Annotated in this window: 17 protein-coding genes and 1 riboswitch; of the genes, 14 read left to right on the top strand and 3 right to left on the bottom strand. The window is 40.3% G+C overall.

Going from position 1 to position 21,501, the window contains the following annotated elements; all coding sequences use genetic code 11:
* On the bottom strand, positions 1-1,525 hold a 1,525-nt coding region (locus HMPREF9420_RS01360), incomplete at its 3' end, for a DUF5686 family protein (RefSeq protein ID WP_248628062.1).
* A 218-nt stretch (positions 1,526-1,743) separates the two neighbouring features.
* On the opposite strand from HMPREF9420_RS01360, the gene HMPREF9420_RS01355 reads away from it, so the two are divergent.
* Entirely contained in the window at positions 1,744-3,237 is a 1,494-nt protein-coding gene (locus HMPREF9420_RS01355; RefSeq protein WP_044078662.1) for a glycoside hydrolase family 10 protein, read from the top strand.
* The gene (locus HMPREF9420_RS01350) at positions 3,234-4,136 is read left to right on the top strand and encodes an RluA family pseudouridine synthase (RefSeq protein WP_007133593.1); all 903 of its coding nucleotides are present in this window, start codon (positions 3,234-3,236) and stop codon (positions 4,134-4,136) included. The genes HMPREF9420_RS01355 and HMPREF9420_RS01350 overlap by 4 nt, the downstream gene beginning before the upstream one ends.
* A 696-nt stretch (positions 4,137-4,832) precedes the next feature.
* Here HMPREF9420_RS01350 and HMPREF9420_RS01345 read toward each other — a convergent pair.
* Entirely contained in the window at positions 4,833-5,741 is a 909-nt protein-coding gene (locus HMPREF9420_RS01345) for a glycosyltransferase family 2 protein (RefSeq protein WP_007133591.1), read from the bottom strand.
* Between the two features lie 78 nt (positions 5,742-5,819).
* Between HMPREF9420_RS01345 and HMPREF9420_RS01340 the strand changes: the two genes are divergently transcribed.
* From HMPREF9420_RS01340 to HMPREF9420_RS01285, 12 genes are all read left to right on the top strand, one after another.
* On the top strand, positions 5,820-6,329 hold the full coding sequence (locus HMPREF9420_RS01340) for a DMP19 family protein (RefSeq protein WP_007133590.1): 510 nt from the start codon (positions 5,820-5,822) through the stop codon (positions 6,327-6,329).
* Positions 6,322-6,801: an SsrA-binding protein SmpB gene (gene smpB / locus HMPREF9420_RS01335; RefSeq protein WP_007133589.1), complete on the top strand. Its 480-nt coding sequence runs from the start codon at positions 6,322-6,324 to the stop codon at positions 6,799-6,801. The genes HMPREF9420_RS01340 and smpB overlap by 8 nt, the downstream gene beginning before the upstream one ends.
* A 38-nt stretch (positions 6,802-6,839) precedes the next feature.
* Positions 6,840-9,599 carry a methionine synthase gene (gene metH / locus HMPREF9420_RS01330; RefSeq protein WP_052297286.1) on the top strand — a complete coding sequence of 920 codons (2,760 nt, stop codon included), beginning with the start codon at positions 6,840-6,842 and terminating at the stop codon, positions 9,597-9,599.
* 597 nt (positions 9,600-10,196) lie between these two features.
* Positions 10,197-10,383: riboswitch (cobalamin riboswitch) on the top strand.
* Positions 10,384-10,432: 49 nt separating this feature from the next.
* Positions 10,433-12,433 carry a TonB-dependent receptor plug domain-containing protein gene (locus HMPREF9420_RS01325; protein ID WP_007133587.1) on the top strand — a complete coding sequence of 667 codons (2,001 nt, stop codon included), beginning with the start codon at positions 10,433-10,435 and terminating at the stop codon, positions 12,431-12,433.
* 10 nt (positions 12,434-12,443) lie between these two features.
* A complete protein-coding gene (locus HMPREF9420_RS01320; protein WP_007133586.1) occupies positions 12,444-13,559 on the top strand; it encodes a YncE family protein in 1,116 nt (371 codons plus the stop codon).
* Positions 13,559-14,722: an ABC transporter substrate-binding protein gene (locus HMPREF9420_RS01315; protein ID WP_044078659.1), complete on the top strand. Its 1,164-nt coding sequence runs from the start codon at positions 13,559-13,561 to the stop codon at positions 14,720-14,722. Before HMPREF9420_RS01320 ends, HMPREF9420_RS01315 begins: the two co-directional genes overlap by 1 nt.
* Positions 14,723-14,733: 11 nt before the next feature.
* Entirely contained in the window at positions 14,734-15,774 is a 1,041-nt protein-coding gene (locus tag HMPREF9420_RS01310; protein WP_007133584.1) for an iron ABC transporter permease, read from the top strand.
* Between the two features lie 2 nt (positions 15,775-15,776).
* The gene (locus HMPREF9420_RS01305; RefSeq protein ID WP_036907383.1) at positions 15,777-16,277 is read left to right on the top strand and encodes a cob(I)yrinic acid a,c-diamide adenosyltransferase; all 501 of its coding nucleotides are present in this window, start codon (positions 15,777-15,779) and stop codon (positions 16,275-16,277) included.
* Positions 16,265-17,113, top strand: coding sequence for a cobyric acid synthase (locus HMPREF9420_RS01300; RefSeq protein ID WP_248628061.1), 849 nt, complete (start codon positions 16,265-16,267; stop codon positions 17,111-17,113). Before HMPREF9420_RS01305 ends, HMPREF9420_RS01300 begins: the two co-directional genes overlap by 13 nt.
* A 202-nt stretch (positions 17,114-17,315) precedes the next feature.
* Positions 17,316-18,260, top strand: a complete 945-nt coding sequence (locus tag HMPREF9420_RS01295; RefSeq protein WP_007133581.1) for an aminotransferase class I/II-fold pyridoxal phosphate-dependent enzyme — start codon at positions 17,316-17,318, stop codon at positions 18,258-18,260.
* A complete protein-coding gene (gene cbiB, locus HMPREF9420_RS01290) occupies positions 18,239-19,171 on the top strand; it encodes an adenosylcobinamide-phosphate synthase CbiB (RefSeq protein WP_007133580.1) in 933 nt (310 codons plus the stop codon). The genes HMPREF9420_RS01295 and cbiB overlap by 22 nt, the downstream gene beginning before the upstream one ends.
* 255 nt (positions 19,172-19,426) lie before the next feature.
* Positions 19,427-20,905 (top strand): Do family serine endopeptidase, encoded by a 1,479-nt coding sequence (locus HMPREF9420_RS01285; protein ID WP_007133579.1) that lies wholly within the window; start codon positions 19,427-19,429, stop codon positions 20,903-20,905.
* Positions 20,906-21,067: 162 nt separating this feature from the next.
* Here HMPREF9420_RS01285 and HMPREF9420_RS01280 read toward each other — a convergent pair.
* On the bottom strand, positions 21,068-21,501 hold a 434-nt coding region (locus tag HMPREF9420_RS01280), incomplete at its 5' end, for an FHA domain-containing protein (RefSeq protein WP_007133578.1).

The raw sequence follows: 21,501 nt of genomic DNA, 5'->3' as shown, positions 1-21,501 counted from the left end.
ATTGCGCATCTAACTCCCATCGTTCGTAGCCTATGTTTCCTTTAAGAAATCGTTTAATTCCTCTTTCGTAATCAAGTGTGATATATGGGCCTTGCCATCCTATCGGACGCCATTGGATTTCAAGTAGTGGAGCCACTGAAGTATATTGCGTTGGCATACCAGCTTGTCTGTAAACGTCTCCTTCAACAGCCTTCCTATGATGTAGTATTATACCAGCTTGAAAGCCCCACTGACTATTAAAGTCGTAGTTATTGAGTAATCTTACATAACTATCCTTAAAGAAGTCTGACCTCAAATACTTGTTAACAACAGAGTCTCCAATTTGATTTCGGGCATAATTAACTGCATTTCCATTCGTTATCCAGTTCCCATTACCCACTTCTATCTCTATATATCCGTTGTGACGCCTATCATACCAATACATAATAGGTAATGAAAAATAGAGCTGTTTTTGCTTAAATGAATAGCCAGACCTAATGCGTGTTGTTAGCAAAGTATTCGAAGTAAACATATAGTTCAATCGAACATCAAACTTATATGTAAACCCTCGTTTATGATCATAACCCATATAAAGTGGATTCAAAATAGGATTTATACGTAAATAACCTTCATTATTCTTGCCAAAGTTACTTTTTATTTGGTTTATAACGTTATTCCCGATGACATCCCAAAAGACTGTTTTCCACGCGTTTTCTTTCTTTTTAGAATACTCTTTGCGTATAGAATCTCTGTGTTCCCGAGTTTCTTGTTCTTTGTCATAAAGCATTTTTTCTTCTGTTGTCAAAGGAACGGGACGCACAAGTGCAAGGCTGTTCCTATCATTTTCAACCACGCTATCGGGTAAAATGCCTCTCAAATTATAGATAGAACGGAACCTTCCATCAGTGATATTACCCAAAAATCTGAATTGGCAGCTTAAATCTACATCATTTGGAAGTAAAGATTCAGCCCCGGATTGCCCCATTACAATGGATAAAGTGAAGTTTACCATGTCATATTCTCCACTCATTTTCAGGCTTATAATGCGTCCATCACTAAAGTTAATCAGGGCTTCTCCGCTTACAAGTCGAGTGTTGTTAACACGTGGTTGAAACTTAACTTGCGCCTTCCCATTGGGTAAGAGTGTCACTTTATAGTTGTAATAACTTTGATTTTTTTCATAAAATGGCGAGAGAATACCATCTTTAAAAATTGTTGTTTGATATACATCAGGGGTCAGATACTTAAGAACGGTGGTAAGACTTCCGCGACTTGAAGGAATTGTTGTACGACTTGTTAGTCGCTGAATCTCTGGTTTCCCATCTTGGCTATAAACAACTCGTTCGTAACTTTCACCCAAATAATGTCGTTTTTCCCCATGTGCTACAGCCCACATCGTGGGGACTGCTAGCAACAAAAAGTTGCGTTTACGAACAAAGAGAGAATATTTCGTATAAGAATATGATGTTTGTTGAGCAATCTTCTCACCTTCAACCGACTTCGAATAAGCAAAAACGCGAGACAGAAGAGCATCATCTTGTCGCATTATATTATTCGCTTTTGCATGAAAACAGCATTGCAGTAATCCTATAATTACCACGAGAAGTAAACTCGAAATATGTGTAAACCGTGCTTTCATCACATCTTTATGCGTGACAAAATTATAAAAAAGACCACAAAACTCCAAATTAATCTATCTTTTTCAAGAAATGGATTAGTATTCTTTCTTTTTTTAGTAATTTTGCGAAGTAAATCAAAATGAAAATGAATCGTAAGTTTTTTATTGCCCTCTTTTTATCCGTTGTTGTTGGAACTCAAGTGTTATTGGCTCAAGCAAAGCGTGAGTTTCGCGGTGCATGGATACAATGTGTGAACGGACAATTCCTTGGATTGGGGAAAGATAGGATGCAACAAGTGTTGCGAAGTCAACTTGATGAGATGCAGAAAGATGGCGTTAATGCTGTTATTTTCCAAGTAAGACCAGAATGTGATGCCTTATATGCCAGTCCATACGAGCCTTGGAGTCGTTTTCTTACAGGGCAACAGGGACTTCCACCTCAGCCATATTGGGATCCATTGGCATGGATGATAGACGAGTGTCACAAGCGAGGAATGGAGTTACATGCATGGATTAACCCATTCAGGGCAAAGACTAAGACAACCAGTAACTTATCATCCAATCATATCGCGATAAAAAAGCCCGGCTCAGTCTTTGCATATGATGGTCAGCTTATCCTCAATCCAGGTCTTCCTGAGAATCGAAACTATATTTGCAAGATAGCGACTGACATTGTGAGGCGCTATGATGTAGATGGTTTTCACATTGACGACTACTTCTATCCATACCCAGCTGCCGGTCAAACAATAGCCGATGATCGTGAGTATTTGTTATATAATAATGGATTAAAAGACCGAGGTGATTGGCGAAGATATAACGTAAACCTCTTTATGAAACAGCTTTCTGATAGTATACATGCAATAAAACCATGGGTAAAATTTGGTGTTTCACCATTTGGAATCTATCGAAATAAAAGTGTTTCTCCTATAGGGAGCAATACGAAGGGTTTGCAAAACTATGATGATCTTTATGCCGATGTATTGTTATGGGTCAACAATGGTTGGGTAGACTATTGTGTTCCACAAATCTATTGGCAAATAGGTCATCCCACAGCTGACTATGAAGAGCTTGCACGTTGGTGGGATAAGTATGCCGGAAAGCGGCCTCTTTTCATTGGAGAAGACGTTGAACGTACAGTGAAATATGCCGATCTACAAAATCCCAACAGCCATCAGTTGAATGCAAAACGCCGACTTCATAACACACTTCCCCATGTAAATGGAACTGTTTTGTGGTATGCAAAGAACTTTTGTGATAACATTGGCAACTACGCTACAGCCATGCGGAATGGTTATTGGAAATATCCGGCCTTACAACCCAAGATGCCTTTCATCGATGATAAAGCGCCAAAGAAGCCTAAACACGTTAAACCCATCTGGACAGATGATGGATATGTGCTCTTCTGGAATGCTCCTCGTGGAAAGAAATGGAATGATATTGCGGTGAAATATGTTGTGTATCGATTTGATAAAGGTGAACATATCAACACTGAAGATGCATCAAAGATTGTAGCTATAACGCCAAGAACCTTTTATAAACTCCCTTATGAGGATGGGAAGAAAAAGTATGTTTATGCCATCACTTCGCTTGATCGAATGAGTAATGAGAGTAGAGTTGCGAAGAAAAAAGTTAAACTATGATTGCTCAAAACAATTATAATAAACCGGGAGATTACGATCATTTAGTCGTCAATCGTGATGGAAAATTGTTGGAATGGCTGCTTGAGAACGTGAAGGGTCTCAGTAAATCAAAGATTAAACAGACACTTCAAGGGCGCGGTATAAAGGTAGAAAGCAAGGTGATTACAAAGTTTGATTATCCTGTTTCGCCTGGTATGAAAATCTCAGTAAGCCGTACCAAGCGTAACAACGATATCTTTAAGAGTCGCTATGTGAAGATAGTTTATGAAGACCGATACTTGGTTGTTGTTGAAAAGAATATCGGAATATTGTCTATGGCGGCTGGACATTCGACATTAAATGTTAAGACTATCCTCGACGATTATTTCAAAAAGTCTCGTCAAAAGTGTACGGCACACGTAGTACATCGGCTTGATCGTGACACAAGTGGTCTGATGATTTACGCCAAAGACAAACAAACAGAGATGCTACTTGAACAAGATTGGCATCACATTGTGTATGATAGGCGTTATGTTGCAGTGGTATCGGGAGTTATAGAGGCACCAGAAGGTACGATTGCTAATTGGTTGAAAGACAATAAAGCCTATATAACCTATTCTTCACCCGTGGATAATGGAGGTAAATATGCAGTGACTCATTTCCATGTTCTTGGTCAAAACAATGATTATTCTCTTGTAGAATACAAACTTGAAACAGGGCGGAAGAATCAAATTCGCGTACATTCTGCCGACATGGGGCATCCTGTTTGTGGCGATATTAAGTATGGAAATGGAGATGATCCGATAGGGCGTCTCTGCTTGCATGCTTATGTTTTGTGTTTCTATCATCCCATTACGCATGCCCCTATGACATTTGAAACCCCAATACCCACTTCATTTCGTAAGCTTATAAAGTATTAATTATGAATCATTTTGCAGAATATATCTTCATGTTGCTGATCATTGTGGTCGGCATCTTCATTGTAAAAAAGGTGACAAGTTGCCTTTTTAAGATTATTATTGCTGTTGTATTTGTTGCTATTCTTGCGTGGCTCTATCTGTCATCAAACTAACAATCGAGTTTGAATCGCATCTAATTATATAACATTTTTGTATAGATTATTGTTGGTTTTTTAACACTTTACGATAGTGATAGGTAGCAATTGTAAGATGTTAATTTGGGTTTGATTACATTGTTTTTATCCTGTTGTAAACCAATTCTTATCAATTTGCGCATGTTTCTTGTGCATATTATGTAGTAAATCATGGCGAATTACAGGATAAACAGACTTATTTTATGGTGTGAAATGCACCATTGTAGGCTTTAATTTGCGTCAAATCATGCTGTTTTTCTACGTGAAAATGTTTGACATAACAATCTTACTTGTGTAAACTTATGATAGTCAATAGAATACAAAATGATAGAAAATGAGCTGTATTTCCATTCAACTGTATTTTTTATTTTGATATGGAAAGATGTTGAACCTCATTTGTAAAGTATTGTGATAACTATTAACAAATTCTGTGTTTATTCAGAAATGGGGTAGATTTTGTAAGCATTTAAGTCTATTTTCAGATAGAAATCGTATAAATTTTAAGTAGTAATAAAACATAAATCTATTGGTATTTATTGTTTGAAGATACACATTTATTCCTAAGAATCCAAAACAACTTATGGAGCACACAAAGTGTTTTAAGGCCACAATAGTGGTATATTGTTAACTTAAGTCCGCGCTTATAGGGATATTTATCTGTTAAAATAAGATGCCGAGTGAGCCTATAAACATCCAATTGTATGTTAATTACGTGGCTAAAATAAGTCTCGTTACAACATTGTTTCATGATTTGGCAGTGCGTAGTAAGCATTGATTCCAACTGCTCTCCAGTTGCATTGGCCGCCAATCCATTGGCATTGAAAACATAAAGATAGCAGCCCAGCGATGTTGTTAGTATGCGATGACAATGTTTTAACAGACGTGACATGAGTTCAAGGTCTTCAAAGAGAATCGCAGGCTTAAACATTTCATAGCTAAAAATCTTTTTCTTAAAGATTTTATTGCAGGCATAAGTATGTTTATAAGCTTCTGTTTCAAGCCAATAACTCTTCCAGTTTGTATAGAGTTTATCTGTGAGTTTTAGTTGTGTATGATACTTACCGCCGATGCGTTCATCAACAGAATATTCAAGGATGTCTATATCTTTATCCTCATTCAGCTTAAAAATTAATGCCTTATATGAATTAGATTCAAGGTAATCATCGCTGTCAACGAAAGTCACATAGTCACCTGTTGCAACTTGAAGTCCGGAATTTCGAGCAACACTTAGCCCCTGGTTATCTTGCTCTATGATGACTGTTTGCTCATGATGCTCGGCAAATTGTTCGCAGATTTGCAGGCTTTTGTCGGTAGATCCATCGTTTACCAAGATGATTTCTAAGTCTTCAACCTGTTGTGAAACGACCGAATCAAGACAACGTTGCAACGTGTCTTCTCCATTGAATATAGGGATAATAACCGATAACTTCATCTTACAAAAGTAATAAAAAAAAGTAAGTCTTTTGCTTTTTCATATTATTTTGTTACTTTTGCAATAAACAACTCGTTTATGATTGAGGTAAAGATAAAAGATAACGTCCTGCAGAAAGCCGCGTCTGAAGGTGTGGATGCATTTGTTAAAGTGTTTGTAAATGCAATCTTAGATGCCATTGGTGGTCAACTGACAAATGACAATATAGGAGATTTAAACGCTGACCAGATTACCCTGTTAGCTTATCATTTTCTGCACGAAGAAGTGATGGATGGAGGTTTTGTGCAGCTAATTCATAATGGTTATGGCGCTTTTATTTACCTGAATCCAACGGATAAGGCTTTTAGAGAATGGGGAATCCCCGAACTATATAGGCTGATAAACAAGAGTCATAAATACTATTCGATGTATCATGAAACGATAGAAAGCGACTGCACTGATGATGAATTTATGGCTTTATTCGAGCAGTTTGCGGTATTTGATGACTTTGATGATGCCTTTGTTGAACATGAAGAGATGTTCACAGACAAGGTTGCTCATTACATTGATGAGCACATAGAACATTTTGCAACGATAGACAATGAATAAAGAAGAGCAAGAAATCAGGAAGAAGAGTCCTGTTCAAATAAGAAATAAAAAGGCTTCGTTTGAGTATTTCTTTGTAGATACTTACACTGCAGGCATTGTGCTTACGGGGACAGAAATCAAAAGTATTAGAAACGGAAAAGCCTCTTTAGTTGATTCTTTCTGTGTGATATATAAAGGTGAATTGTGGGTGAAGGGGATGAATATAAGTCCATATTTTTATGGATCTTATAGCAATCATGAAGCCAAACGTGACCGAAAGTTATTGCTGACGAAGCGTGAACTCCATAAATTGGAAGAGGATTCTAAACAAATTGGCTTTACTATTGTGCCCACACTGCTGTTTATCGATAAACACGGAAGGGCTAAAGTAGACATTGCTTTGGCTAAAGGAAAGAAGGAATTTGATAAGCGTCAAACACTGCGGGAGAAGCAAGATAAACGTGAAATGGACCGCGCATTAAAGCATTTTTAAGCTGATGCGCTAACGAATACAAGAGTTTATTGTTAAGAATGAAGGGACTACAAGACTTAATTAGAGAGAAGATATTGATTTTAGATGGTGCCATGGGTACAATGATTCAATCGTATCATTTGACAGAAGAAGACTTTCGTGGCACACGTTTCCAACAGGTTGAGGGCCGACAATTAAAGGGAAATAATGATTTATTAAGCTTAACGCGACCTGATGTCATTCTCGATATCCACCGACGCTATTTGGCTGCAGGTGCGGATATCATCGAAACAAACACTTTCTCATCTCAACGCATTTCGCAGGCAGATTATGGGTTGGAAGACATTAGCTACGAATTGGCTTATGAGGGCGCTCGGCTGGCAAGACAAGCTGTCGATGAATTGGCCGATGGCACATGCCGTTTTGTTGCAGGAGCCATCGGACCAACGAATAAAACCTGTTCAATGAGCCCCGATGTTAGTAATCCAGCAGCGCGTGATTTGACGTACGATGAACTTTACTTTGCCTATGAAGAACAGATCAAAGGCTTGTTGGATGGTGGAGTAGATGCCTTGCTTATTGAGACAATCTTTGACACTTTGAATGCGAAAGTGGCGATTGATGTCGCAACCAATGCAATGGAAGCGCGAAACCTTGAGTTACCCATCATGCTGAGTGTAACTGTGAGTGACCTCGCCGGACGAACGTTAAGCGGACAGACATTAGAGGCTTTCCTCGGGAGTATATGTAGCTATCCAATCTTTTCTGTGGGATTAAACTGTTCATTCGGTGCAAGTCAAATGAAACCTTATCTTAAAGAATTAGGTAAAAAGGCACCTTATTATATTTCCGCATATCCTAACGCCGGACTTCCTAACTCAATGGGCGAATATGATGAAACGGCTGAGAGTATGTCCCCACAAATCGGAGAATTCATCGATGAACAACTTGTAAACATTGTCGGAGGATGTTGCGGAACGACCGAAGAGTTTATTCGTCGCTACGCAGAGATGGCCAGAGGAAAAGCTCCCCGCAAACCTGTTGAACGGCCGAAAGATTTGTGGTTAAGCGGACTTGAACTCTTAGAAGTGAGTCCCGAAGTGCGTTTCGTCAATGTTGGCGAGCGATGTAATGTCGCCGGTAGCCGCAAATTCCTTCGTTTAATCAAAGAAAAGAACTACGAAGAGGCCTTAACCATTGCGAGAAAGCAAGTTTCAGATGGCGCTTTAATCATTGACGTCAATATGGATGACGGCTTGCTTGATGCGCAAACAGAAATGGTGAATTTTCTGAATCTCATAGCCTCTGAACCCGATGTGGCGCGTGTTCCTGTGATGATTGACTCAAGTAAATGGGACGTGATCGTGGCCGGACTGAAGTGCATGCAAGGAAAGTGCGTGGTGAACTCCATTTCTTTGAAGAATGGCGAGCAGGAGTTTCTTCGCCATGCGCGTGAAATCAAACGCTTTGGTGCGGCGGTTGTCGTCATGTGTTTTGATGAAGTCGGACAGGCTACGACGTTTGAACGCAAGATAGAAATAGCAGAACGGGCCTATCGTCTGCTTGTCGACAAGGTGGGATTTAATCCTTTAGACATTATCTTTGATCCGAACATACTTTCTATTGCCACTGGGATTGAGGCGCACGATAATTATGCGGTAGACTTCATCAGAGCCACGGGGTGGATTAAAAAACATCTTCCAGGTGCACATATCAGCGGTGGCGTGAGTAATCTCTCCTTTTCTTTTCGCGGCAACAACTATATCCGCGAAGCGATGCACGCCGTTTTCCTCTATCACGCAATAAACCAAGGAATGGACTTCGGTATTGTCAATCCTGCGACAAAAATCACCTATGCGGACATTCCCTCCGACCATCTTCGCATCATTGAGGACGTTGTGTTAAACCGCAAAGAGGGCGCTGCCGAGGCGCTCATCGAATTGGCCAACGAAATTAAGGCCAATGAAGACGCACGCAAAGCGGGTGGGGAGGTTCTTGGCAAAACAGCTGAACAGCATGAGGAATGGCGCGATTTTCCTGTCGCAAAACGATTGGAATATGCATTGAGAAAGGGAATTTCTGAACATTTGCAAGCTGATCTGACCGAAGCCTTAGCGCAATATCCTCATGCCGTTGATATTATCGAAGGTCCCTTGATGGACGGGATGAACGAGGTGGGAGAACTGTTTGGTGCCGGCAAAATGTTTCTTCCCCAAGTCGTTAAAACGGCAAGAACCATGAAGCAAGCGGTAGCCATACTCCAACCCTACATAGAAATGGAGAAAGCTGACGACACTTACAAGGCGGGCAAGATAATTCTCGCGACGGTTAAGGGCGATGTGCACGATATTGGCAAAAACATCGTGGGCGTGGTCATGGCGTGCAACAATTATGAAGTGATTGACCTGGGGGTAATGGTGCCTGCCGAGCAGATTGTCAAGCGCGCCATTGCAGAGAACGCCGACATGATTGGGCTGAGCGGATTGATAACGCCATCGTTAGAAGAGATGGTAAATGTGGCTTTAGAAATGAAAAAAGCACAGCTTGAGATTCCAATTATGATTGGTGGCGCAACCACAAGTCAGCTTCACGTGGCGTTGAAGATTGCGCCCGTCTACGGAGGTCCCGTTGTTTGGATGAAAGACGCTTCGCAAAATGCTTTAATAGCGGCAAAGCTGCTGAACAAGAAAGAACGCGCTGTTTTGAAGCACAATTTAGATGAAAAGTATGCCGAATTGCGGAGCGGTTATGAGAAAGAACAACAAAAGATAATTTCGTTAGACGAAGCACGCAAGAACAAACTCGATTTGTTTTCATAACCTTGTGTTTTTCTTCTCTTCAACGGCCTGTTTGGCCATTCGCCTCTCGTTTTTTGTCTCACGGGAGGTCTTTTTTATCCTTAATTTTTAAGATATCCTCACTTTTGAAACGAAAATAGATGATTGCCCCCGGGTGTTTTATCAGAATCACGCGTTTTTCTGCAATTGTCCCCGGATGTTTGAACGTTTTTAGCTAAATTCTGATAATTTACCCCAGTTCCTGAGCAGTTTTTCGCGAATTCTGATAATTTACCCCAGTTCCTGAGTAGTTTTTTGCGAATTCTGATGATTTACCCCAGTTCCTAAGCAGTTTTTCACGAATTCTGATAATTTACCCCAGTTCCTAAGCAGTTTTTAGCGAATTCTGATAATTTACCCCAGTTCCTAAGCAGTTTTTAGCTAAATTCTGATGATTTACCCCAGTTCCTGAGCAGATTTTCATGAATTCTGATAATTTACCCCAGTTCCTGAGCAGTTTTATCTTCTTTTCTGATATTCTCCCAAAGTTAAAAGTCATCGCACGCCTATAAAGCAGTTGTCGGCCATAATCTTTTAGTTAATAAGCCGCGTTTTCTTGCTCAATTACATTTTTTATATTAATTTCGCACACGCAATTGGTTCATAATTCATTGTGATTAAAAAGGGAATAAGGTGAGATTCCTTAACAGTCCCGCTGCTGTGAACGATATTTTAGAAAGGAAACAAGCCACTGACGGCAATTGTTGGGAAGGCACTCTTTCGTGAATCGTGTAGTCAGAAGACCTGCCGTTGCGAGTTATTGCTTCACTATTTCGAGGAAGATAGTTGAAGTTTTATTCAAAGTTTGACCGAAAATGATTCAGCTTAAACATAAGCTTGTCGTTGTTTTGAGCATTCCTTGTGTTGTTTGTTGTCCAACGTGGGCACAGCAGCCCAAAGACAGCGTGCGCGTGCATGATTTGAAGGCAGTTGAGGTTATCGGCTATCACGGAAGTCGTGGCATTACTGATGTTGTGCCAGGCAGCGTGCTCAATCGGGAGAACATTGCCAATATGGGCATTACGGACATCGCCGACGCGCTGCATCGCATGCCCGGTGTCAATCTTCGTGATTATGGAGGCGCCGGAGGCATGAAAACTATTGGTGTACGAGGGTTTGGCGCCCAACATACGGGTGTGAGTTATGATGGCTTCATGTTGAGCGACACCCAGAGCGGTTCGGTTGATGTTTCGCGCTATGCATTAGACAATATTGAGTCGTTGACGCTGTCGATAGGTGGGGAGAACGATGTGTTTTTGTCGGCGCGTGAGATTTCTTCGGCGGCGCTGTTCAGAATGACCACCTTGACTGAACGTCCGGCAGATCATCGCGTCCACCTGCAAACGCAGCTGAAATTCGGCTCATTCGGCTATGTAAGTCCGTTTGTTTACTACGTTCAATCCGTGAGCAATCGTGTGACTTTGTCGGCAAATGGCGAATATATCTACGCCGAAAATGATTATCCCTTCACGTTGCGCAATGGAATCTATAAAACACATGGGCGACGCAACAACAGCCGAATGAATAGCGGGCACGGCGAGTTGAATGCTTATATTTCTACTGGGAAATATGGGGAAATCGATGGAAAAGTCTATTATTATGACAATAGTCGCCTGTTGCCGGGCATCGTAAAGTATTATAGTGACATCAATGGTGAGTCATTGCACGACCGCAATGGTTTTGCGCAGTTCGGCTGGCGGCAACATGCAGCCAATGGGTTGTGGAGCTGGAAAGCTAAGGGCAAATTTAACTGGAGCAGCTCGCGCTACCGCGATAAGTATTCTCCTAATCATGTTATGGATGCAGACTACTGGCAACGCGAGGCATACGGCTCATTGGCAGCAATGTTTACTCCGACCGATGGACTTTCGTTCGCTTTTGCGAGTGATTATGTATTCAATAACCTGAATAGCAGTTTGGCCACGGATGTGCGTCCATTTCGGCATACGTTGTTGGAGTCTTTTTCGGTGAAATATGTTGCTCCGCGCTTGGTTTTGCTTGGACGTGCGCTATATTCTGTTTATTTGAATGGGGCAGAGCGTGGCGAAGCAGCAAAGAATGGGCGTAAACTATCGCCATCGTGCTCTTTGTCTTATCGTCCTTTCTCTTCCGAACAGTTTTACATCAGAACATCGTATAAGAATATCTTTCGTGCGCCGACATTCAACGAAAACTACTTCTTTCATTTCGGGAGCCCAAGGTTGAAACCCGAAACGACAGACCAATTAAACCTTGGTGTGACGTGGCAGAAGCAGTTTTCAAATAGATTTAATCTGGAGATTACGGCCGATGGTTATCTAAATCACATAAAGGACAAGATTGTGGCCATACCTTATAATATGTTTATCTGGACGAATGTAAATATCGGTAGAGTTCAGTCAAAAGGAGTTGAAGTTTCGCTTCGCGGCGACTATCAATTGGCAGAAAAGCATAATCTTCTGTTCTTCGGCGGCTATAGTTATCAGAATGTGACCGACCGGGAGGATAAATCTCTTCCCGATTATGGAAAACAGATTGCATATATCCCTTTACACTCTGTTTCTGGTTCAGTTAAATGGGGAAATCCGTGGGTTGACATTGTTATTCATGGAGCAGGGTATGGCAGCCGATGGGCGTCGAACTCACATTATGACGGAACACGATTGGCTGGTTATTTTGATATGGGATTAACCTGCAGTCATCGTTTTGTGATGAAACACGGGGAGTTTTCTTTGCGCGGAGACATCAAGAACATCTTAAACCAGCAGTATGAGATAGTGGGGAACTATCCTATGCCTGGCATCAGTTATCAATTTGTAGTTAATTATAAATTCTAAATAAAAAGATATGAAAAAAATCATTTTAAGTTTATCAACTGTATTGTTGAGTATCGCATTATTCACTTCATGTGACAAAGACGACACTCCCGATTTGCAGCCAGTGCTTACGTCTAATGGTGCGTTTGTTGCCTGTTCCGGAAATATGAAATCGAAGATTCCTGGGTCAATAAGCTATTGGGATTATGCAACAAATGCTGTCTCGGAGAATATTTTCACAAAGGCCAATGGTCGTTTGTTAGGTGGTACGGTGAATGACGGCGTTTGTTATGGAAGTAAAATCTATTATGTGGTTACTGACGAAAGTACAATCGAAGTTGTGGACCGCAATCAGAAGTCTGTAAAGCAGATTAAAACCACCGACTTGTTAGGTGCTGCAAATGGTAAGAAGCCGCGACACATCATTGCAGGTGCAGGTGCAGTTTGGGTAACAACATACGGCGGATATGTTGCTGCAATTGATACAACCACGTTTACATTGCGCAAAAGTTACAAAGTAGGTTCATATCCTGAAGGGCTTACAGCCGCTAAAAACTTCATTTATGTAGCAAATAGTGATTGGGGAAATGGAAATGGTTCTATTTCTGAAATTAATCTATCAACAGACGAAGTAAAAGAATTCAAGATTGAAGGAATAAAGAATCCGCAAGCTATCTATATTAATCTAACTGGTGTTTATGTGTTGGATTGGGGCAGTTATGATGCAAATTATCACCAACTTGGTGCAGGTTTAAAGATACTTAAGACTGAGGATAGCAAAAAAATAGTAGAAGATGTTGTGCCCAACGCAACGTTGGTATCATATTATCGCGGTTCTTTCTACACAGTTAACGCGCCCTATGGTGCTCCTACGGTAAGTTATTCTATTTATGACCCACTTAAGAACGCTACGTCAACCATGACATATAAATATGATGCAACTAAGTTCGCGCCAAGTGCCATCGCTGTAGATCCTGTGTCTGGTCACATATTTATAAGTTTCTATGAAAGGATTGGAGGTCGTTTGAGCTATTCAACTGCAGGTTATTTGAAGGAATTTGATGCAAGCGGTAATGAACTTCACTCAACTAAAGTGGGTGTAGGTCCGGCTACAATCTTCTTTAATACAAAGGTCGATTGGAAGTAATGAGAAAAGATTTATTCGCATTTCTAATCATCATTATCGGTGTTTTCACTTCTTGCAACCATTCTCAAACGAGATTGGAAGCGAGTGGTGGAGACACCGTTCGTTTTGAGTATGCTCGCCATCTGAAGATAGTTAAATACCAAGGTTATTCAATTGCTACGCTGACTGATCCGTGGAAACAAGGTAAAATCCTTCATACTTATGCACTTGTTCCTAAGGGAAAAGCAGGTGACGAGGTATGCAAAGCGTTCTCTTCTGACAATAATCAAGAGGTGACGATTGTCAGAACACCGATTACTCGCTCGGTTGTTTTCACAACCGTTCATTGTGCTTTGCTTTATGATTTGAAAGCAGAGTCAGCAATCAAAGGGGTATGTGATTTGCAATATATTTCGATTCCAGATGTACAACAACGTGCAAAGTTGCCAATATCTGATGCACATCACGTTTTTGATTGCGGTAATAGCATGAGTTCTAACGTAGAAAAGATAATCGACTTGAAGCCTGAAGCGATAATGGTTTCACCCTTTGAAAATAGTGGTGGCTATGGAAAATTAGACAAACTTCATATTCCACTCATCGAAATGGCTGACTATATGGAAGAGTCTTCGTTAGGAAGAGCCGAATGGATGAAGTTTTATGGTATGCTCTTTGGACGTGAAAAGGCAGCCGATTCATTATTTAATAAGGTAAAAAGCAATTACGAACGACTTATGCAAAAAGCTCAAACAGCAAAGCAAACACGCTCTGTTTTCACCGAAAGAATGATGGGAAACGTGTGGTATGTTCCTGGTGGTCGTAGCGTGATTGGCGGCTTATTGCAAGATGCCCGAGCACGATATGTATTTGCAAACGATACCCACTCAGGGAGTGTTGCCTTATCTTTTGAATCGGTTTTAGATAGGGCTGGCAAGGCTGATATATGGTTATTCAAATACAATGAGCATCCTTCTACATTACAGGAACTATTAAAAGAAAATGCTGGTTACGGCGAGTTTAAGGCTGTTAAGACGCATCAAGTTTTTGCATGTGACTGTACTCGTCGGCCATATTATGAAGAAGTGAGCTTTCATCCCGACAGGTTGTTGAGCGATGTAATTCAAATTGTATATCCGGATATTGCTGGTTTTGCACCAATGCATTACTATCAACGTTTGAAATAAGCTATAATTGAATGGGAAAAAAAGGCATTAGATATTGTATCTTGATGTGTGGTTGTATTATCATGTTGCTGATTCTAAACCTCATTATGGGGAGTGTCAGCATACCTTTTTCAACTACTCTTCACGTAATTTTCCCCTTTTTGCATGATGAAGTTACATCAAATCTCTTAGCGATACATCCCTCTTGGGAATATATTATCATGGAATCGAGATTGCCACAAGCCTTGACGGCATTACTCACTGGAGCCGCTTTGTCGGCTTGTGGCTTGTTGTTACAGACTGCATTTCGAAATCCTTTGGCAGGTCCCGGCATATTCGGCATTAGCAGTGGAGCCGGATTAGGCGTTGCTTTGGTAATGCTTTTATTAGGAGGAAGCGTGACAACAGCGGCCTTTTCTGTTAGTGGTTTTTTAGCCATTTTGCTGGCTGCATTCGTAGGCGCAATGCTGATTACGTTGCTGCTCTTCTTTTTTTCTTCGCTGGTTCGCAGCAGTATACTGCTATTAATCATTGGAATCATGGTTGGATATGTAGCAAATTCAATTATCTCTATATTGAATTTCTATGCTACAGAAGAAGGCGTTAAGTCATATTTAGTTTGGGGATTGGGTAACTTTGGAGGCGTTTCAATGGCCCAAATGCCTCTGTTTGCAAGCATCGTTTTATTAGGTTTGCTTGCCGCTTTATTAATGATGAAACCATTAAATGCCCTTCTTCTTGGTGAGCAATATGCCGAAAATCTTGGCATTAACGTTCAACGCACACGCAATTTCCTATTGATTATAACGGGACTTTTAATGGCTATTACGACAGCTTTCTGTGGACCTATTGCGTTCATAGGTTTAGCTGTTCCTCATATTGCACGCCTATTGCTGAATACAGACAATCATCTCTCACTTCTTCCGGCAACAATGCTGACGGGATCTGTTGTGGCTTTACTCTGTAATTTGCTTTGTATTCTTCCAGGAGAACTTGGGATTCTTCCCCTAAATGCAGTCACTCCATTGTTGGGTGCGCCTATAATTATTTATGTTATAATGAAAAATAAATGACAATGAAAATCTATACGAAGCGTGGAGACCAAGGAAAAACCTCTCTACGACATGGTGAACGTGTAGCGAAAGACGATATTCGTATTGAAACAAACGGCCAAATTGATGAACTGAATGCTTTGCTTGGCATTGTGGTTGCACTAATGCCTGCAGACAATCCCGAACGGGAGAGATTGCACAATCTGCAACTTTTGCTGATGAAAATCATGGGAATGATAGCTGATAGTTCTAATGTTCTGCCCTCAGAAGATAAAAGTTTCTCATCAATGATTGTTGATTTAGAACACTATATTGATGAAAACACAAGTAAAGAACGCTTTTGTTTTGTTGTTCCCGGAGGCTCTTTGTTGGCAGCACAGCTACAGTTTGCACGCACAAAAGCGCGTACTTGTGAACGCAGAATGTGGACTTTGCGCCGTGATTACACTTTAGATGACGAGGTAATGAGACTGATGAACCGATTGAGTGACTATCTTTTTATTCTGGCACTATGCGTCCAATAATGTTCTGTGGCACGGGAAGTGATGTCGGAAAGAGTGTTATTGTCACAGCTGTTTGCCGCATCTTTAAACAGGATGGCATGCATCCGGCACCATTCAAGGCGCAGAATATGGCGCCATTCTATCATCTTACAGCCGATGGAAAACGTGTTGCGCGTGCGCAAGGGGTACAGGCTGAGGCTGCAGGTATAGAGCTTTCAACTGAAATGAACCCTCTTTTGTTGATACCAACAGGGGAGAAATCGTCGGAGGTTATAGTCGAAGGAGAGTCTATTGGCATTAAAACCGCGATGCAACTCTACGCTGAAGAAGATCGCAATTACTTACGCTCTTGCATACAAAAAGCCTATAATCGTTTAGCGAAACAATATGACCCAATTGTTATTGAAGGTGCAGGAAGTATCTCAGAGATGAATCTTTTGAAGCAAGATTTAGTCAATATGTCTATGGCTCACTATGCCAATGCGTCTGTTTTATTAGTAGCTGACATTGATCGTGGAGGCGTTTTTGCAAGTTGTTACGGCAGTATTATGCTTCAATCTCCACATGACCGAGAACGTATTAAAGGCATAATTATCAATAAATTCCGTGGTGACGCAAGATTGTTTGACGAAGGAAGAAAGATGATGGAATCCTATTGTGGTGTGCCTGTGTTAGGTGTCATTCCTTATTTTGACGATATCGTCATTGAAGAGGAGGACACGTTGCATGGGGATTCACCTGATAATGAGTTACTGAACGATAGGAATTTTCGTGAAAAACAATATGATTTACTTGCCAACCATGTAAGAAATCATTTGGATATTGATGCACTTAAAAAGCTGATGAAAGATGAATGATGTAGCGTCGAAATTCATATGGGATAGATGATACTATCAATTTATATTTTAATTTATGCCAAATGACTTTATGTTTTGCGTCATTTTGCACGATAATATGTGGCAGATTGCAGTATAAAGAGATACATTTTGTAAGTTACTATGTACCAATTTGTTTTGTGTAGAAAACGAGTTCTGAAGTTACTTAAATAGAAAACAACAAATGAAAGAGCACGGAGATGATTTATTTCACTATCCAAATATTCGGTTGAACTTTAGTTCTAATATATGGGCGCATGCTGATTTAAGTGATTTGGAAGCACATCTTTGCCAGCATATAGACATCATTCGTCATTATCCTGAACCCGAACCAACATCTTTAGAGCACCTAATTGCAGGCAAAATTCACGTGAGTTCGGATGAGATAATGGTGACAAACGGCATCACTTCAGCTATCCATCTAATTGCAAAAGCCTATGAATCGCGAAGACATATTGTATCGGTTCCGAGTTTTTCTGAATATCCTCATCATGGAGGACAAGGGTGTTTGCGATGGATTTGCAATCCAAATAACCCGACAGGTATGTGTGTTTCATCAACAGAGCTCTATCCTTCGGACGATGAAAACGAACTGTTTGTCATTGATCAATCCTATGAAGATTATACAACTGCAACAATGTTGCGTGATGAAGACATTGTAAAACATGGAAGGATGATTTTACTTCATTCGATGACTAAAAAGTATTGTATTCCTGGTTTACGTCTTGGTTATCTGACAGCACATCGTGATATTATTGCAAAGTTGAGGGAGTTTAGAACACCATGGAGTGTAAATAGTTTGGCAATTGAAGCTGGAAAATATCTTGTAACGCATGATATCAATGTGTTACCATCTATAGATTGGATGCGAAAAGAAACGGAATGGTTTCGTGAAAGCATTAATCAAATGGAAGGATTAGAAGCATTTCCGACGCAAACGAATTTCTTTCTGGTTCGTTTGAAACACCTAAATTCTTCGCTACTTAAAGAAAATTTAGCTACAAAGGAAGGCATATTGATTCGTGATGCATCATCGTTTGAGGGATTAGATGACCATTATATTCGTTTAGCGACACAGTTGCATGAAGAAAATGAAACGCTGTTAACATGTTTAAAGCAGTATCTTTGATTATAGGATGGATAGCGGATCGCATCCTCGGAGACCCCGAATGGTTGCCTCACCCAATTGTGGCTTTTGGACGAGTGATTGCTTTTGGCGAGCGGAAGTTAAACAAAGGACAGAGACGTTGCCAAAAAGGGGCTGCATTAACTATCGTGTTAACAGCTTGTACTTTCATGTTTTTCACGTTGATTTTATCCTTATGTGATGACGTCATTTGCATTGTTTTAGAAGCTGTTTGTATATTCTATTGCCTTGCAGGTACAACACTTGTGCGAGAAGTAAAGAGTGTGTTTGCAGCAGTAAATGTTTCTGTTGAGCAGGGCAGGACACAGGTTTCGCGCATTGTAGGGCGTGATACATCAGAACTTTCTGCCCAGGAAATTCGTTTGGCTGCACTTGAAACTTTAGCTGAAAACCTTTCAGATGGAGTGGTTGCACCTTTATTTTGGTTGGTCGTTTTAGGGGTTCCAGGTATGATGACCTATAAAATGATTAACACACTTGACTCAATGATAGGATATCGTACACGTCGTTTTCGTCGTTTTGGAATGTTTGCTGCACGCTTGGATGACGTGGTTAATTGGGTACCTGCACGTTTAACAGCATTGTTGATGCTATTGGTTTCTGTTGTGATTACACCTATGTCACGGAGTCGTTTCATGTCTATTTGGCATGACATATTGATGTTTTCAAAGGCTCACCTCAGTCCCAATAGCGGATGGCCTGAAGCTGCTTTAGCTTCGATTTTGGCTTGTCGGTTTGGTGGACCGCATATCTATCATGGAGAAATGATATCGAAGCCTTATATTGGAAGGTATAACCGAGAGATTACTTCTAAGGATTTGATTGTAGCAATTAAGCTAAATCGCTATGTGGAATTGGTTGTTATCGTTTTACTTTTGTTATTTTCGGTCTAATGCATACATTTTATTCGTCTTTTCATAGCATTTCTTTTAAGATAGAATACCTTTTATATAATGTCGTAATTTAATAAGTGTAAAAATAAAAAATAGGTCGTTTAAGAGCTGTTAATGTGTTAAATTGAATTGTTAAATACGGATAAAGAATTAAGAAATTCAGTTAGTTTTATCAATTGTAGTTGTATATTTGCAATCAATTAAAGTTTAAAACGAATTATAAACAAATTAAAACGTAAATTCAAAAAGATAATTATGAAAATGTTTAGTAAGTATGTTTTGGGGGCAATGTGTGTAGGTGCATTTGCCCTTTCAACGGGAGCTTTTATCAAAGTAAATGCCTCCCCAGCGATTGAAGCGGTTCCTTCGGGACAACCGATAGACTTAACCTATGCTGCGGAAAAGGCACTTCCAGCCGTTGTTCATATTAAATATGTGCAGAATTCTAAGGTACAAACCGTCGATGTTCAAGAGGATCCATTCAGTGATTTCTTTGGTCCTTTCGGATTCTTTGGTAATCCTGATCAAGGGAACGGCCGCCAGAAACGTCGTGTTCAAACACCAAAGAAGGAGGCTACAGGTAGTGGTGTGATTATCAGTCCTGATGGATATATTGTTACAAACAATCATGTTGTTAATGGAGCCGATGAACTTACCGTGACATTAAATGACAATCGAGAGTATTCTGCACGTATAATTGGAACAGATCCAAATACAGATTTGGCTCTTATTAAGGTTAATGGAAAGAATCTTCCGACGCTTCCTATTGGCGATAGTGACAATCTTAAAGTTGGTGAATGGGTGCTTGCAGTAGGTAATCCCTATAATCTTAGCTCAACAGTAACGGCTGGTATTGTTAGTGCGAAAGCTCGTTCAATGGGTGGAGAAGGCTCAAATGGGCCACAGATTTCAAGCTTTATTCAAACTGATGCAGCTATAAACCCAGGTAATTCTGGTGGTGCTTTGGTCAATGCTAAAGGCGAATTGGTGGGTATTAATGCCATGCTTTACTCACAAACAGGTTCATATAGTGGTTATGGTTTCGCCATTCCAACGACTATTATGGTTAAAGTTGTTGACGACTTAAAGAAATATGGTACAGTACAACGCGCTGTTCTTGGTATTCGAGGTGGTGATGTTCTCAACTATATTAATGCTCAAAAAGATGAGAAAAAAGACGTAGATCTCGGCACAAATGAAGGCGTTTATGTAGCTGAAGTGACTGAAGGTAGTTCGGCATCTGCCGCAGGTATCGTCAAAGGTGATGTCATAACAGAAGCCGATGGCAAGAAGATTACGAAGATGTCTGAGCTTCAGGAGCTCCTGTCTAAGAAGCGTCCGGGTGAGAAAGTAACCCTAACTTACTTACATAATAAATCAAAACACTCTAAGACAGTGACGCTAAAGAACGCACAAGGAAATACGAAAGTCATTAAGACTGCAGACTTAGATGTGCTTGGAGCAAGCTTCCGTCCTGTGACAGAACAACAGAAAAAGGAATTTGATTTGACGTTTGGTCTCGAGGTAACTAAAGTCGAAAAGGGAGCTATTAAGAGTGGAGGTATCGAACAAGGATTTATCATGTTGTATGCTAATGACACTCCTTTGAAGAGCCTTTCTGACTTACAAGAGCTTGTAAAGAGTGCTTCTACAAGTCAAGATCCAGTGTTGATTATAAAGGGAATTTGGCCTTCAGGAAAGCGTGATTACAAGGTTGTTAAAGTGTCAGAATAAAGATCTTGATTAATAAAAAGGGGCGAGTCGTTTAACTTGCCCTTTTTATTTTATATCATTAATGCTATTGAATAAACCAAAAAGAATAATGTTTAATATCAAAGAGTTGGCTATATGTTATTTCTAACAAAAGCAATTAAAATGATATTATACATCTAACAATCATTCATTCCCTTCTGTTCCACGAAGTATAATGCTTGTAGCGCCAATTGTAAATAGGCTTCCATCTTCAATAACGCGACGTTCTCTATCACCCAATATCACATTATCAACGAAAGTTCCAGTATAACTTGGTCCATCGCGGAGAATGTATTTGAGACGTCCTTGCTTATCTTTACTGACGTTGATAATACAATGTGTCATATCTATACTTGGGTCATTAGTCTCTATAGGGCAATTAATTCCACTACCTTTCATATAGCGTCCAATGACATTATCACCCATTTGGAGTGGTATTACCTGCTTATAGTGGAACACATTCTCAATTACTACTATCGAACCGCAACCCTTTTCATTTGCTTGTTCATCAGGGTTCTCCTCCTTTTGTGTATTTTTAAGTTTCGAGACTCCCATTCGAATGCCAAAGTTCTTGCCGC

Origin of the sequence: Segatella salivae DSM 15606 (assembly GCF_000185845.1) — a bacterium.
Lineage (GTDB): Bacteria > Bacteroidota > Bacteroidia > Bacteroidales > Bacteroidaceae > Prevotella > Prevotella salivae.
The sequence above is the reverse complement of the archived record's forward strand: the minus strand, read 5'-3'. Positions and strand labels throughout refer to the sequence as shown.